Consider the following 13,838-nt stretch of genomic DNA (forward strand, 5'->3'; position numbering starts at 1 on the left):
GGTGCCGTGGTTCGTCATGCACTGCCGAACGACCGGGCCGCCCTCAGGTCACCCGGCGGGCCGGACGGTCACCCACAGGGTCCGCACGCTGTTGCTGACGAACGACGCGATCGGCTCGTTCGTCCGGCCCTCCGCCAGGGCCAGCCCGGGGAAGCGCCCGAACAGGTGCCGCAGCGCAGTCTCGGCCTCCAGCCGGGCCAGCCCGGAGCCGAGGCAGAAGTGCGGGCCGTGGCCGAGCGACAGGTGCCGGGCGGGCTGCCGGGTGAGGTCGAAGCGGTCGGCGTCGGGGTGGTGCCCGGCGTCGCGCCCGGCCGCCGCGTACGAGGCCAGCAGCGCCTCGCCGCGCCGGATGACCACGTCGCCGACCTCGATGTCCTCGACCGCGTAGCGCAGCGGGAACTGTCCGACCGGCGAGTCGTAGCGCAGCGTCTCCTCGACCACCGCCGACCACGGCTGCGCGCCGTCCAGGACGAGCTGCAGCTGGTCCGGGTGGGCGAGCAGGGCGCGGACGGCGTTGGTGATCAGGTTGAGCGTGGTCTCGTGCCCGGCGACCAGCATCAGCAGCAGGGTGCCGACCAGTTCGGCCTCGCTGAGCTGCTGCCGGTCCGTGCTCGGGCCGGCCTCGCGGGCGGCGATCAGGTCGGTGGTCAGGTCGTCGCCGGGCTCGGCCCGCTTGGCGGCCACCACGGAGGCCAGCAGCGCGTTCAGGTCCCGCTGCGCGGCCACGGCCGCCGCCGGGGTGGCCGAGCTGGAGACCAGGGTGTCGGACAGCGCGTGCAGCTCGTCCTGCTGCTCCACCGCGAGGCCGAGCAGTTCGCCGATCACCTGCATCGGCAGCGGGTAGGCGAAGTGTTCGCGGAGGTCGAACTCGCCGTCCAGCTCGGCGACCCGGTCGAGCAGCGCGATCGCCCTGGCCTCGATCGCCGGTGCCAGGGCGGCTATCCGGCGCGGGGTGAACGCCTGGGAGACCAGTCCGCGCAGCCGCCGGTGGTCGTCCCCGTCGGCGGTGACCATGCCGGGCACGGAGACGAAGTTGGTCAGCGGCCAGCCCTCCGGGAGCCGCCCCTCCCGGAACGTCGTCCACAGCCGGGGGTTCTTGCCGACGCGGGGGTCGGCGAGCAGCGTCTGGAGGGTGTCGTGGTGGGTTATCGCCCAGACCACCACCCCGCCAGGGAGTTCCACCAGGACCGCGGGGCCGGCCGCGCGGAGTCGGGCGTTCTCTCCGTGCTGGTCGCCTCCGAAGGGGTCGAGTCGGACGGGCTCGGGTCGGGCTCCTGCGGGATCGACGGCGGTGTCCATGCGGGCCTCTCGGGGGCTGGCGGGCGGGGCGGGGTGAAGGCGCTGTACAGCACCGGCAGGGCGGTCAGGGCCCGCGACCACGGGGACGGGCGCCAGGCCAGCTCGCCCGGCGGGACGGCGAGCTGGAGGTCGGGCAGCCGGTGCAGCAGGGTCTCGACGGCGGTCTCGACGATGATCCGGGCCGGGTGCTGGGCCGGGCAGACGTGCCGGCCCGCGCCCCAGGCGAGGTGCGCCCGGTTGCCGCCGAGCGAGCCCTGGGCGGCGGCGGAGACGCCCTGGGCGGCCGGGTCGGCGTTGGCCGCGGCCAGGCCGAGGACCAGCATGTCGCCGGCGCTGATGTACTGGCCGCCGAGCACGGTGTCGCCGGTGGCCCAGCGGCCGGGGAAGTTCTGCGTCGGCGGGTCGCGCCAGAGCACCTCCTCCAGCGCGTCGGACACGGTCAGCCGGCCGCCGGTGAGGGTGGCCCGGAACCGCCGGTCGGTGAGCAGCAGCCGCAGGGTGTTGCCGATCCAGTTGATCGAGGTCTCGTTGCCCGCGACCATCAGCACCACCAGGTGGTGCACCGCCTCCTCGTCGGTCAGCCCGGCCGGGTGGGCGAGCAGCCAGGAGGTGAGGTCGGCGCTGGGCGCGGCCCGGCGGCGCCGGACCAGGTCGACCAGGATCGCCTGGAACTCGGCGCCGGCCCGCTGGGACTCGGCGCTGCTGTCCACGAAGTGGCTGATCAGCTCGACCAGTCGCGGCCCGGCCTCGGCGGACAGGCCGATCAGCTGGGTGAAGACCAGCAGCGGCAGCCGCCGCGCGTACTGGGCGACCAGGTCGGCGGTGCCGTCCGGCCCCCAGCTGTCGATCAGGCCGTTGGCAGCGGCCTCGGTGGTGCCGCGGAGCTGGTGGTGGTCGATCCGGGCGAGGGTGTCCGAGACGGCGGAGCGCAGCCGCTGGTGCTCGGCGCCGTCCAGGTTGAGCAGCGTCGGGCGCCAGGCGGTCATCGTCAGCAGCCGGGAGTCGGCGGCCAGCCGGCCCTCGGCGGGCACCCGCCAGCGGCGCGAGTCCTTGGAGAACAGCGCCTCGTTGCGGGTGAGTTCGAGCAGTTCGGCGTACCCGAGGACGAGCCAGGCCTCGACGCCGGGCTCCAGCTCGATCGGTGCGACCGGGCCGTAGTGAGCGCGCAGCCGGGCGTACAGGCCGTGCGGGTCCTCGGCGACGGCCGTGCCGTGCAGCGGGGTCAGCGGCACGCCCACCGGCAGGCCGCCGGGCAGGCTGCCGCCGTGGGCGACGGGGCAGCCGTGGGCGCCCGCGGCCCCGGGGTCGGAGGCGTTCATCCCTGCAGCTCCAGGATCGAGTTGCGGTGCAGGTGGTCGACGAAGTCGATCAGCAGGTCGTAGGACTGCCGCCGGTCGCGTGCGTCGCAGAACAGGATCGGTACGTCCGGCAGCAGGTCCAGCGCCGTGCGCAGTTCCTCCTCCGGGTAACTCGGCGTGTCCGGGAAGGTGTTGACCGCCACCGCGAACGGGATGCGCTGCTCCTCCAGCCGGCCGAGGACGTCGAAGCTCTCGTCCGGCCGGCGCAGGTCGACCATGGCGATGGCGCCGAGCGCGCCGCGCGACAGGTCGTCCCACAGCGGCCAGAACCGCTGCTGCCCGGGGGTGCCGAACAGGTACAGCGCGAGCCGGGGGTTGAGCGTGATCCGGCCGAAGTCCAGCGCGACGGTGGTGGTCGTCTTGCCGCCGCGCCCGGTGAGGTCGTCGACGCCGCTGCTGGCGGCGGTCATGGTCTCCTCGGTGCGCAGCGGGGTGATCTCGCTCAGCGAGCCGACCAGGGTGGTCTTGCCGACCCCGAACGGGCCGGTGACCAGGATCTTGACCGCGCCCTGCACCGAGGACGGCAGGTACTGCGGCCCGTCGGCGGACCCGGCGGCCCCGGGGGCGGCTTCAGCGGAGTTGGCGGAGGCCAACGAGCACCTCTTCCAGAAGGGTTGTGGGCAGGCGTTCGGCCTGCGGGACGGGTGGGAGCACCTGCACGGCGCCGAGGTCCCACAGGTCCCCGACCAGCACCTTGACGACGCCGAGCGGCAGCCCCAGGTGGGCCGCCACCTCGGCGATGGACAGCAGGCTGTGGCAGAGCCCGAGGATGCGCCGGTGCTCACGGTTCAGCAGCACGTGCTCGGGCAGTTCCGGGGGCTCGGGTAACGCGCTGACCAGGCTCTCCAGGGCCAGCTCGGGGCGGGTGGAGCGGCTGCGGCCACCGGTGATGACGTACGGCCGGACCGGCCCGCTCACCGGTGGCCCCCCGCCGCGTGGTCGACGCGCGGCGGGCTGGTGAGGTGGGCTCCGATCCGCTCGACCAGGACCTGCATCTGGTAGGCGACCAGGCCGGCGTCCACCGCCTCGCTGGTCACCACGGCCAGGTGCGCACCGGCCCCGGCGGCGACGATGAAGAGGTAGCCGCCGCCGTACTCGATGATGATCTGGCGGGTGGCGCTGCCCGGTCCGCCGAAGCCCGTCGCGACGCCGCGGGCCAGGGACTGCAGGCCGGAGCAGGCGGCGGCGAGCCGTTCGGCGTCCTCGCGCGCGATGCCCGCGCTGCGGCCGATCTCCAGGCCGTCGTTGGAGACGACGACGGCGTGCTGGACCTGCGGGACATTGATGATGTCGGCGAGCAGCCAACCGAGATCAGGCGTGGTGGTCATGGAGTTCTCCGGAGCGCTGGGGAGTCGGGGGGAGTCGGGGGAAGCGGTGCGGGAGTGGTCAGGAGGGGCCGGGTGCGTTCCGGCCCTGGCCGCGGGCGGCCGACCGGCCGCTGGCGGTCCCGGCCTGGAACATCGCCATGAACGACTGCGCGTCCCGGGCCGAGCGGTACGGCGGGGCGGGCGGCGGGGGAGCGGCGTGCTGGGCGGGCCGGTTGGCGCGGTCGCGCCGGTGGCTGCGGCGGGGCAGCGGCGGTGGGGTGTCGCCGCCGACCGGGGCCCGGCCGGGTGGCGGGGTCTCCAGCAGGGGGTGGTCGGCCGGGGAGGCCGGCCCGGGGCCGGGGCTGAACGCCGGGTCGCCCGGCCCGAAGCCGGGGACGGTGGGCGGCAGCGGCTCGGTGAGCAGCGCGTTCGGCAGCAGGATGACGACGCGGACACCGCCGTACGGGGAGGGCGCCGAGCTGAGGGTGACCCGGAAGCCGTACTGCTCGGCGAGCCGGCCGACCGCGGCCAGGCCCAACTGCGGGACCTCGCCGAGGCGGGAGACCTCCAGGGTGCTGCCGCCGGCGAGCGCGGCGGCGGCCTTGGCGACGGCCTGCTCGGGCATGCCGACGCCGCCGTCGTCGATCTCGATGACGGCGCCGTTGTGCACCGGCATCAGGGTGACGAACACCTGGGTGCTGGGCGGGGAGTAGCGGGTGGCGTTGTCCAGCAGCTCGGCGATCGCGTGGATCAGCGCCTCGGCCGCGGCGCCGACCACCGCGGTCTCGATCCGGCTGCGGACCACCACCCGCTGGAACGGCAGGATGCGCGACTGGGCACCGCGGACGACGTCCTCCAGGGTGACCGGCTCCGGCCAGTGCCGGCCGGCCCGGGCGCCGCACAGCACGGCCAGGGTCTGGGCCAGCCTGGCCTGTTGGGCGGCCGCGTGGTCGGCCTTGAGCAGGCCCTCCAGCAGTGCCGGGTCGTCGTGGGTGCGTTCCATCTCGTCCAGCAGCGCCTGCTGGTCGTGGGCCATCACCAGGATCCGGCGGGCCACGCTGAGGAAGGCGCGCTGGGTGGAGGCGGTGAGTTCCTGCTCGTGCTGGACGGCGGCCAGGTCCACGCCCCGGCGTGAGAGTTCGGCGGTGAGCTGTTCCTGGATCCGGGCGAGTTCGTGCTGCAACCGGTCGGCGCGGCCGCGCTGGGTGACGGACACGGCGTGGTAGCGCGCGGCGGCCACGAGGGCGAGGACGGCGAGCACGCCGGTTGCCGTTACTGACCACTGAGTCATCGTCACGCGGCGAATTCTAGGGTGATGATCCTACGAAGGTGTGAACGGATCTCGCCAAGTGACCGGATCTCGTCAAAATCAAGTCAATCCGCCCGCATTCCGGACTCGTTCGTCCTCGATCGCCCTCCAGGGCAAGCCCTCGGGGCGGTTCCGCCAGGTCGGCCGCCACCCGTCCCGATCCCACCCGATGGCCGGTTCACGCCCTGGGATGTGTGGGGCCTGTGTGCAGGGTGTCGCGAAAGCGGATCCTCGGGGCCGGCGGCGTCTCCCCTCGACGCCTCCCGCCGACGTTTCCCCCGGCGCTTCCTCTCGGCGTCCACCCGTCCTCCGTCGGGGCGGCGCGGGGGGTCGGCCGGCTCGACGCCCCCGGTGTCCGCCGGTCCGCCGGGTGCGTGGGCGGCCCGTCAGGCGGGCCAGGCGCGGAGGCCGGTGGTGAGGGTGGCGATGAGGCGGTCCTGGGTGGTGGTGAGGTCCTCGGCGAGCCGGAAGGCACCGGCGGTGCTGAGGGAGGCGAAGCCGTGGGCCAGGGAGCGGACGGTCCGGGCGGCGTGGATCGCCTCGGAGCCGTCGAGCCCGTACTCCCGCAGGACGGCGATGATCACGCCGACGAGTCGCGCGGCCGCTTCGGCGAGGTCGTCGTCGGGCTGCGGGGCCTGGGGGAGGGCGTTGTAGCGGTGCGGGTGCTCGGTGGCGTACGCGTGGTAGGCGCGCAGGACGGCGGCGACGGCGTCGTCCCCGCTGCGGCCGACCGCGGCTGCGGCGAGGCGGTCGGCCAGTTCCCCGGTGACCCGGACGGCGATCAGCCGCCGCAGTTCGGCGAGGCCACCGCTGACGTGCTTGTACAGCGAGGGGGTGGCGACGCCGGCCCGGGCGGCGACCGCGGCGAGGGTGAGGGCTTCGGTGCCCTGTTCGTCCAGGAGGGCGATGGCGTGGTCGACGACCTGGTCGGGGGTCAGTCCTATGCGGGGCATGGTTCGGGGCTTCTCTCGTGCGGGGGTCGGCGGTGGTCGGGCGGTGGTCCCGCCGTGGGTCGGCCCGGTGGCCGGCCGGTGGTGGGCCGGGTGGGCCGGGTGGGCCGGCGGTCAGGCGAGTTCCGCGAGGAAGGGCAGCAGGGCGTCCGCGGTGGCCTGCGGGTCGTCGGCCATCGGGTAGTGCCCGGACCCTTCGATCATCGCCTTCCGCGCGCCCAGCGCCGCGACCTGCCGGTCGGCGACGAGCTCCGGCTTCGGGAAGTCGGGGTCCTTGCTGCCCATGACCACCAGCGCCGGGCACCGCACGGCGGCCGTCCAGCCGACCGGCGAGGAGTTCCCGGTGACGTACCCGCGGGTGGCGGTCTTGCGGCCCGGGGTGCGCAGCGCGGCGACCAGCCCGTTCACGTAGGCGTCGAAGTCGGCGGGCTTGGCGCCGGGGAAGGCCATCCGGCGCAGGTAGAAGCCCCAGAAGGCGGGCCAGTGGACGAGCGCCGCGCCCATCAGGCCGAGCACGCCGCGCATCAGGGCGCCGGGCTGCGGGTTCTCGACGAAGGCGTCGATCAGGACGATCCCGGCGACCCGCTCCGGTGCGTCCCCGGCGACCTTGACGACCGTCGCGCCGGTGTAGGAGTTCCCGGCGAGGACGGCGCGCTCGATGCCGAGGTGGTCGAGCAGGGCGAGGACGTCGTCGGCGATGGCGGCGGGGCCGTAGTCGTCCCAGGCGATGGACGACTCGCCGAAGCCGCGCAGGTCCATGGTGACGACCCGGTGGCCGGCGGCGACGAGCAGCGGGCGGAGGTGCCGGTACGCGGCGCGGCTGTCGAGCATGCCGGGCAGCAGGACGACGGGGGTGCCGTCGCCCTGCCGGGTGTCGTCGAAGGCGATCCGCCCGCCGGGGAGGGTCAGGTACTGGGTGTCCGGGGTGATGGTGGCGTTCATGGTGGGCCTCCTCGGTCCTCCGCTGCGGGCATCGGCGGTGCTGCCGATAGCCATAAAGCTAAGGCTAATAGCCTTAGCCGTCAAGTGCTCGACCGCGGCGGAGGGGGGAGGGGGGTGTCGGGCGGCCCGCCTCAGACCCCCTCGACCTTGAACGGGTCGTGCTCGCTGAGCAGCTTCTCCAGCCGGGCCTGGTCGACCCGGCTGACGATCTCGTTCGTCTCCTGCCGGTCCCGGACCACCTTCGCGAGGGTGAACGCGGAGCTGACGGTGTAGAGGAGGCCGATCGCGAGGAACGCCCGGGTCCACCCGCCGACCGGCAGGTAGGCGATCCCGACGGCGAGGGCCGTGCCCGACAGGGCGAAGGAGAGGATGGCCTGGATGTAGTAGGCGGCCGTCGTGCGGTTCTGCATCGGTGCGCTCATGGCGTCAGGATGCGGCCGTCCTGCCGGGCCGCACATGAGTAGGAGTACTCAGATGGAGTGCTCGTGTCGCAGGGTCGTTCGTTGACGTCCCATCACTCGTTCCACGGCCGTCCCGGACGGATGGCTTGGAATCAGAGCGTCCTAGGATTAACGTCTGATAACGCAGCGCGGTTGTCAACGCCGTACCCAGACGGCACCGTGCGCCGTCGCCTAATCCCGCCGGCCGGCCTCCGGGCAGGTCAGGGAGCCGGGGAACCACGTTCCTTGGGGTGAATCGGCAGGGCCCCGGCCCGGCCGTAGGAGACCTTCCTGCTCCGAACCCGTCAGCTAACCCGGTAGGCGCGAAGGAAGGAAAGGAGCGCGCCTCCGTGGCGTCGACGCACACTCCGGCACACCCGGCCGGCCCCGCAGCCGGTACCCAGCTCCTCGACCACCCCGGTGCGGACGGCCCCGAGGCCCTCGGCCCGGAGGCCGAGACCAACCGGCACCGGATGCCGCGACAGGTCCGCGGCACCTCCCCGCTGCTCGGCGTCACCGCCGTCGCCGCCACCCTGGGCGCCACCGGCTTCGCCTCGGCCACCCCGGCCGCCGCACCCGCCGTCGAGGCCCCGGACGAGACGCCGGTCGCGCTCTCCGCCGACCCCGGCCTCGCGCTCGCCGCCCGCATCCAGCAGCAGGCCGACAGCCAGCGCACCGCCGCCGAGGAGACCGCCCGCGTGCAGGCCGCGCAGGAGGCCGAGGCCAAGGCCGCCGCCAAGGAGGCCGAGGCCAAGCGCGCCGCCGAGGAGGCCGAGGCCAAGCGCGCCGCCGCCCTCACCCTCCCGGTGAAGGACTACCGGCTCTCCGCCCACTACGGCCAGAGCGCCCGCTACTGGGCCAACCTGCACACCGGCCTGGACTTCGCCGCCGACACCGGCACCCCGGTCTACGCGCTCGGCCAGGGCACCATCACCTCGGCCGGCTGGTCCGGCTCCTACGGCTACCGGATCGTCGAGACCCTGCCCGACGGCACCGAGATCTGGTACTGCCACCTCTCCTCGATCATCGCGGGCTCCGGCAAGGTCACCTCCGGCCAGCAGATCGGCAAGGTCGGCGCGACCGGCAACGTCACCGGCCCGCACCTGCACCTGGAGGTCCGCCCCGGCGGCGGCGCCCCGGTCGACCCGGAGCCCTGGCTCCAGCAGCACGGCCTCAACCCGTAACGGACACCCGGAGGCCCGCAGCGGCCTCCCGAAGGCTCCTGACGGACACCCGGAAGCCCCCGGCCGCACGGCGGTTTCCACGGCGGCTACTCCTCGGCGGGCAGCTGCGCCAGGTAGGCGTCGATCTCCTCCTGGCCCGGCTCCGGCGCCAGCTCCGGGAACTCCACCACCAGCAGCCGCGGCAGCCCGGGCACCGTCCACTCCCCGAACAGGTCGAGCGCCGCGTCGACCGCCGCGTCCTCGAAGTGCCCGAAGTCCCCGGCCAGTTCGTCCGGCATCGGGCGCCCGAGCGCGGTCAGCTCGGCCAGGTTGCGGTAGCTGCGCCGCATCAGGCCCTGCTCCAGCAGCCGCCGGGCGCCGTCCGTGGCCATGCCGACCGACAGCACCCGTCCCGGACCCCAGCCCTGCTCGTCCGGCTCGTCCAGCCAGCCGGTGGGCACCAGCGCCTCGTACGCGGCCAGCCGCTCCTCCTCCGCCAGCCCGCCGAAGCCGGTCAGCCAGTCCCGCACCGCCGCCCCGTCCGCGACGTCCACCCCGTGCGCGTGCAGCAGCAGCGCGTACAGCCGGGGCCAGGTCACCAGGTCGGCACGGCGCAGCAGCCCGGCCGCGACCTCGCCCTGCCACTCGGCCTCGGCGTGCAGCCGCTCCTGGCGCTTGGCGTTGAGCCGCCGGACCGCCCGCTGGTGGTCGATCAGCAGTCGGACCGCCTCGCCGTACGCGAGCGGGTCCTCCTCGGGCGCGGGTTGGACGTACAGGTGGAGGCGCTCGTACAGCAGGTGCTCCACCGCGCCGGAGGTCAGTTCGGGCCAGCCGTCGTGCATCCTGCTCTCGCCCAGCTCCAGCAGCGCCAGCACCGCGTGCAGCGGCCCCTCGGCCACCGGCGTGCGGCCCTGCTCGGCCGCCCAGGCGAGCAGGTCGGCGGCCCTGGTGCGCGGGGCGAGCCGCAGGTCTTCGTCGTTCATAGTCCGAACGGTAGCCGCCGGGGGCGGGTAGGGTCGGCAGCCATGGTCCCCGTACGACTCACCGGCCCCCGGCTGGCCATCCGCGAGTACCACCACACCGACGGCGACGTGGACGCCCTGCACGCGCTGTTCGGCGACCCGGAGGTCACCCGGCACCTGCCGTTCGAGCCGCACGACCGCGAGACCTGCGCCGACCAGATCGAGCTCTACCTGGAGGAGGCGATGGCCGAGGAGCGGGACACCTACCGGCTCGCCGTCACCAGGCTCGCCGACGCCGGGGACCCGCGGGACGCGACCCCGATCGGCCAGGCCTCGCTCACCCTCGGGGAACACGGCGCCGCCGACCTCGGCTGCGTCCTCGGCCGCGAGTTCCAGGGGAGCGGCCACGGGCGCGAGGTCACCGCCCTGCTCTGCGACCTCGGCTTCGGCGTCCTGGGCCTGCACCGGTTGACGGCCCGGGCCGAGGCGGCCAACGCGGCCGCCGCCAAGGTGCTCACCGGACTCGGGTTCCGGCCGGAGGAGCGGGCGCGGCAGGACCGGCTCCCGGACGGCGAGCGGTCCGGCTCGGACCACTACGTGCTGCTCGCCGACGCGTGGCCGGGCCCGGCCGACCGCCGTCCGGCCGAGCGGCGGCCCGAAGGGGAGGGGGGTTAACCCCACCTCCGATCCGCCAGGCCTCCGGATGCCCCGGGCCCCGGCCGTTCGACCAGACTGGACGACGTCAGGGAACGCGGACGACCGTCACAACGAAGGGGCCGGGGGCCGGGAGATGAGCAGCAGCCGAAGCACGCTGGACCACGAGTTCGACGTCCTGGGCGGGTACGACGCCGACCCGCGTCCCGACCGGGCCCACCGGACGGAACGGCCGCCGGCCTTCCTGGCGGCGCCGTTCTCCGCGCACTACTACCGCGAGATCGGGTACGTGCTCACCGGCCTGCCGGTGGCGATCGCCGGGTTCGCCGTCGCGATCACCCTGTTCTGCCTCGGTGTCGGCACCTTCGTCACCGCCCTCGGCCTGCCCGTCCTGGCCGCCCTGACCGTCGCCGGCCGGGGCTTCGGCCGGCTGGAGCTGGCCCGCGTGCGCGGCATGCTGGCCCTGGACGTCCCCGGCCCGAAGCCGGCGCGCCGGGTCCGCCCGGGCAGCTGGGGGGCGATCACCGCGCGGCTGGCGGACCCGGTGGGCTGGAAGGCCGCGCTGCACCAGGTGGTGATGTTCCCCTGGGCGATCTTCAGCTTCACCATGACGCTGGTGTTCCTGCTGGTCGGCTGGGCGATGGCGCTCTACCCCGTCTACCACTGGGTCTTCCCGACCTTCACCGACTGGCGCGGGTACCAGCTGTTCGACTACACCGACAGCCACCACGTGCGGCACGTCTACTACATCGAGGGGGTGTGGCAGGTCGCCGCGGTCTCGCTGGTCGGGGTGGTGCTGGTGTTCCTCACCGCGCAGCTGGTCCGCGCTCTGACCAACGTCAACCGGGCCGCCGCCCAGGGTCTGCTCGGCCGCTGAGCCGGTACCGGCCGCCCGGCCGTCGGGCCCCCGGTCGTCCGCCCCCGTTCCGCCCCGTCCGGCCCCGTCCGCCCTCCGGGTGCGGGCGGGGCCGACGCGTGTTCGGATGGCCGGGTGGCCGCCGAAGGCTTTCCCACCGAACGGTTCCCCGTGGAGGGGTTCCCCCGCGAACGGGCTCCCTCCGAACCCCCGGACGTCCTGGTCACCTCCCGTCCGCTGGACGAGTACTGCGCGCTGTTCGGCCTCACCCGGGCCAGGCTCGCCGCTCTGCCCGGGCCGCTGCTGGACTGCCCCGGCGGCGCGGCCGGCCTGGCCGCCGAGGCGCGCGAGCTGGGCTGCCGGGTGATCGCCGCCGACCCGGCGTACGCGCTACCGCTGCCGGTGGTCGCGGCCCGCGCCCGGGCCGCCCGGGCGGCGATGGCCACCGCGATGGCCGCCCGCCCGTACCTCTACCCCGCGCCCCACCCCCACCGGCCCGAGCGCTACCTGCGCAGCTGGGACCGCGCCCGGCGGCTGTTCGCCGCCGACTCGGCCGCGCACCCGCAGCGGTACGTCGCCGCCGCGCTGCCCCGGCTGCCCTTCGACGACGGCACCTTCGCCCTCACCCTGAGCGGCTACCTGCTCTTCGCCTACCCCGGACTCTTCGGCCCCGAGCTCCAGTTGGCCGCCCTGGCCGAGCTGGTCCGGGTCACGTCCCCGGACGGCGAGGTCCGCGTCCAGCCGCTGTACGACGCCCTGGGCCGCCGCTGCCCCCACCTCGACCCCCTGCGCTACGCGCTCGGCGGGCGCCGCATCGCCAGCGAGGTCCACCGCGTCCGCCCGGCCGAGGGCGGCCGAACCCGCCGGGTCCTGGTGCTGCGGGCCGCCGACCGCCGCCGCCGGGCGGGGTCGCTCAGCATGTAATGGTCACTGGCGGCCTGCGCTCCTATACGGCCGCCTATACTCGCCGCATGACCGACATGACGATCCGGCGTGCCGAAGCGGCCGACGCCGCCCGGCTCACCGGGCTGATCCGAGCCTCCGGCGCCTACCGCGGCGAGTACTTCGCGATGATCGACGGCTACCAGGTGACGCCCGACTACCTCGCGCGGCACGAGGTGCGGATGGCCGCGGACAGCACCGACGACCGCCTGCTCGGCTTCTACGCGCTGATCCGCGAACCGGCCGAGCTGGACCTGATGTTCGTCGCGGACGAGGCCCAGGGGCTCGGCGTCGGGCGGCAGTTGATCGCGGACATGCTGGACCGTGCCCGGGCGGCCGGGATCACCTCGGTCAAGGTCGTGTCGCACCCGCCCGCCGAGCGTTTCTACCTCCGGATGGGCGCCGAGCGCACCGGCACCCGGCCGCCGCAGCCCAGGACCCCGTGGGAGCAGCCCGAACTGCGCTTCACCGTCTAGGACTCGCCCGCAGCACCGGAGGGGGACGGAGCCGAAGGCGCCGCCGCGTCCGGGGCGTCGGGAGAGGCTTGGGAGGCCGGGGAGGTCACTGCCGCGGGCGCAGCCGTCGGTGCCGACTCCACCGGCTGCGCCGGCACGAAGGCCGTCACCTGCAGCCGGGACAGGATCTTCTCCGCCAGCCAGCTGCGGTCCGACCCGTACGGAATGCCCCGCGGGTCGACCAGCTGCGCCGCCACCGCGTCCCGCAGCCGCTGCGCCTCGGCGGCCGGCAGCCGGGAGAGCAGTCCCCGGGCGGCCAGCAGCGCGTGGTACTGCTCGAAGCCCGAGCGCGGGTGCTCGATCGCGTCCAGCACGCTCGTCAGGTCCGCCAGGGCGGGGTCGCCCTGCATCAGCGCGAGTGCCTGGATCCGCCGTCCCTCGGAGCCGTCCGTGAAGAGGCCCCGCACCTGGTCGGCGGTCAGTGCCGAGCGCCGCGCCGTCGAACGGACCTCGGCCACCACGCCCTCCGGCCCGCCCGGCGAGCCCGAGGCCGGCGGCAGCTGCCCGGCCAGCGCGGCAGGGTGCTCGGCGCTGCCGCCCAGCAGCCCGAGCTGCTGCATCGCGCGGACCCGCAGGTCGTCCGCGCCCACCTTGTCGCCGTGCCGGTCGCGGTCCTGCCCGGCGAGGAAGAGGTCCAGCGCCCGGTCGGCGTCGTTCAGCACCCGGGGCAGCGCGAGCCTGGTCACCAGCCAGCCGGCGAGGAAGCCGAGGACCAGGAAGTAGAGCACCAGCGCCGCCGCGAACGGCACCGCGGAGTCGCCCCCGCCGAGCACCGGCGCCAGCGCCGACCCGAGTTCGTGCAGCCGTTCGCCGAGCGAGCCGAGCTGGGTCAGTCCGACGCCCAGCAGCACCTTGGTCAGCCAGTCCGAGACCTGCTCCAGATTGGTGTTCGGCGCGTACGAGCCCTGGGGCTGGTCCGAGCCGCCGCGCACCCGGGGCACCCCGAACAGGAAGCCCAGCGCGCCGCCGAGCACCGTCGAGGCCCCGGTCACCACCAGGCCGCCGCCGAGCGCCTGCCAGGTCTCGTCCCGGCCGAGCGCGAACAGCAGCAGTCCGATCAGCCCCGTCCCGGCCAGTGCGCCGGCGGCACCCCACTGCGCCGTGCGCATCGCCGACCTGCCGCCCGGCCGCCGCGACCCCG

Annotated in this window: 16 protein-coding genes and 1 riboswitch; of the genes, 5 read left to right on the top strand and 11 right to left on the bottom strand. The window is 74.8% G+C overall.

Features of this window, described 5'->3' with window-relative positions; genetic code table 11:
• Nucleotides 1–48 precede the first annotated feature (48 nt).
• The 9 genes from ACZ7KX_RS33590 to ACZ7KX_RS33630 form a co-directional block, all read right to left on the bottom strand.
• On the bottom strand, nt 49–1,182 hold the full coding sequence (locus tag ACZ7KX_RS33590) for a cytochrome P450 family protein (RefSeq protein ID WP_470329779.1): 1,134 nt from the start codon (nt 1,180–1,182) through the stop codon (nt 49–51).
• Nucleotides 1,146–2,618 (bottom strand): cytochrome P450, encoded by a 1,473-nt coding sequence (locus ACZ7KX_RS33595; protein ID WP_470329780.1) that lies wholly within the window; start codon nt 2,616–2,618, stop codon nt 1,146–1,148. Before ACZ7KX_RS33595 ends, ACZ7KX_RS33590 begins: the two co-directional genes overlap by 37 nt.
• Entirely contained in the window at nt 2,615–3,250 is a 636-nt protein-coding gene (locus tag ACZ7KX_RS33600; RefSeq protein ID WP_350525391.1) for a GTP-binding protein, read from the bottom strand. The genes ACZ7KX_RS33595 and ACZ7KX_RS33600 overlap by 4 nt, the downstream gene beginning before the upstream one ends.
• Entirely contained in the window at nt 3,228–3,575 is a 348-nt protein-coding gene (locus ACZ7KX_RS33605) for a DUF742 domain-containing protein (protein ID WP_350525390.1), read from the bottom strand. Before ACZ7KX_RS33605 ends, ACZ7KX_RS33600 begins: the two co-directional genes overlap by 23 nt.
• Entirely contained in the window at nt 3,572–3,985 is a 414-nt protein-coding gene (locus ACZ7KX_RS33610; RefSeq protein WP_350525389.1) for a roadblock/LC7 domain-containing protein, read from the bottom strand. Before ACZ7KX_RS33610 ends, ACZ7KX_RS33605 begins: the two co-directional genes overlap by 4 nt.
• A gap of 58 nt (nt 3,986–4,043) precedes the next feature.
• Nucleotides 4,044–5,255 (bottom strand): ATP-binding protein, encoded by a 1,212-nt coding sequence (locus ACZ7KX_RS33615; protein WP_470329800.1) that lies wholly within the window; start codon nt 5,253–5,255, stop codon nt 4,044–4,046.
• Between the two features lie 404 nt (nt 5,256–5,659).
• Nucleotides 5,660–6,226 carry a TetR/AcrR family transcriptional regulator gene (locus ACZ7KX_RS33620; RefSeq protein WP_470329781.1) on the bottom strand — a complete coding sequence of 189 codons (567 nt, stop codon included), beginning with the start codon at nt 6,224–6,226 and terminating at the stop codon, nt 5,660–5,662.
• Nucleotides 6,227–6,337: 111 nt separating this feature from the next.
• Nucleotides 6,338–7,165 (bottom strand): alpha/beta fold hydrolase, encoded by an 828-nt coding sequence (locus ACZ7KX_RS33625; RefSeq protein ID WP_470329782.1) that lies wholly within the window; start codon nt 7,163–7,165, stop codon nt 6,338–6,340.
• Between the two features lie 131 nt (nt 7,166–7,296).
• Nucleotides 7,297–7,587 carry a YiaA/YiaB family inner membrane protein gene (locus tag ACZ7KX_RS33630; RefSeq protein WP_470329783.1) on the bottom strand — a complete coding sequence of 97 codons (291 nt, stop codon included), beginning with the start codon at nt 7,585–7,587 and terminating at the stop codon, nt 7,297–7,299.
• 197 nt (nt 7,588–7,784) lie between these two features.
• Nucleotides 7,785–7,943: riboswitch (cyclic di-AMP (ydaO/yuaA leader) on the top strand.
• Between the two features lie 12 nt (nt 7,944–7,955).
• On the opposite strand from ACZ7KX_RS33630, the gene ACZ7KX_RS33635 reads away from it, so the two are divergent.
• The gene (locus ACZ7KX_RS33635; RefSeq protein WP_350525385.1) at nt 7,956–8,789 is read left to right on the top strand and encodes a M23 family metallopeptidase; all 834 of its coding nucleotides are present in this window, start codon (nt 7,956–7,958) and stop codon (nt 8,787–8,789) included.
• A gap of 86 nt (nt 8,790–8,875) precedes the next feature.
• Here ACZ7KX_RS33635 and ACZ7KX_RS33640 read toward each other — a convergent pair whose 3' ends face one another.
• Entirely contained in the window at nt 8,876–9,751 is an 876-nt protein-coding gene (locus tag ACZ7KX_RS33640) for a hypothetical protein (protein WP_470329784.1), read from the bottom strand.
• Nucleotides 9,752–9,793: 42 nt separating this feature from the next.
• Between ACZ7KX_RS33640 and ACZ7KX_RS33645 the strand changes: the two genes are divergently transcribed.
• From ACZ7KX_RS33645 to ACZ7KX_RS33660, 4 genes are all read left to right on the top strand, one after another.
• Complete coding sequence (locus tag ACZ7KX_RS33645) at nt 9,794–10,405, top strand: GNAT family N-acetyltransferase (protein ID WP_470329785.1); 612 nt, start codon at nt 9,794–9,796, stop codon at nt 10,403–10,405.
• A 115-nt stretch (nt 10,406–10,520) separates the two neighbouring features.
• On the top strand, nt 10,521–11,261 hold the full coding sequence (locus ACZ7KX_RS33650; RefSeq protein ID WP_470329786.1) for a sensor domain-containing protein: 741 nt from the start codon (nt 10,521–10,523) through the stop codon (nt 11,259–11,261).
• A 150-nt stretch (nt 11,262–11,411) separates the two neighbouring features.
• Complete coding sequence (locus ACZ7KX_RS33655) at nt 11,412–12,164, top strand: class I SAM-dependent methyltransferase (protein ID WP_470329787.1); 753 nt, start codon at nt 11,412–11,414, stop codon at nt 12,162–12,164.
• A gap of 47 nt (nt 12,165–12,211) precedes the next feature.
• Entirely contained in the window at nt 12,212–12,658 is a 447-nt protein-coding gene (locus ACZ7KX_RS33660) for a GNAT family N-acetyltransferase (RefSeq protein ID WP_470329788.1), read from the top strand.
• On the opposite strand, the gene ACZ7KX_RS33665 is transcribed toward ACZ7KX_RS33660, so the two are convergent.
• Complete coding sequence (locus tag ACZ7KX_RS33665) at nt 12,655–13,806, bottom strand: hypothetical protein (RefSeq protein WP_470329789.1); 1,152 nt, start codon at nt 13,804–13,806, stop codon at nt 12,655–12,657. The genes ACZ7KX_RS33660 and ACZ7KX_RS33665 overlap by 4 nt on opposite strands.
• Between the last annotated feature and the right edge of the window lie 32 nt (nt 13,807–13,838).

Source organism: Kitasatospora sp. NPDC038210 (genome assembly GCF_055600605.1).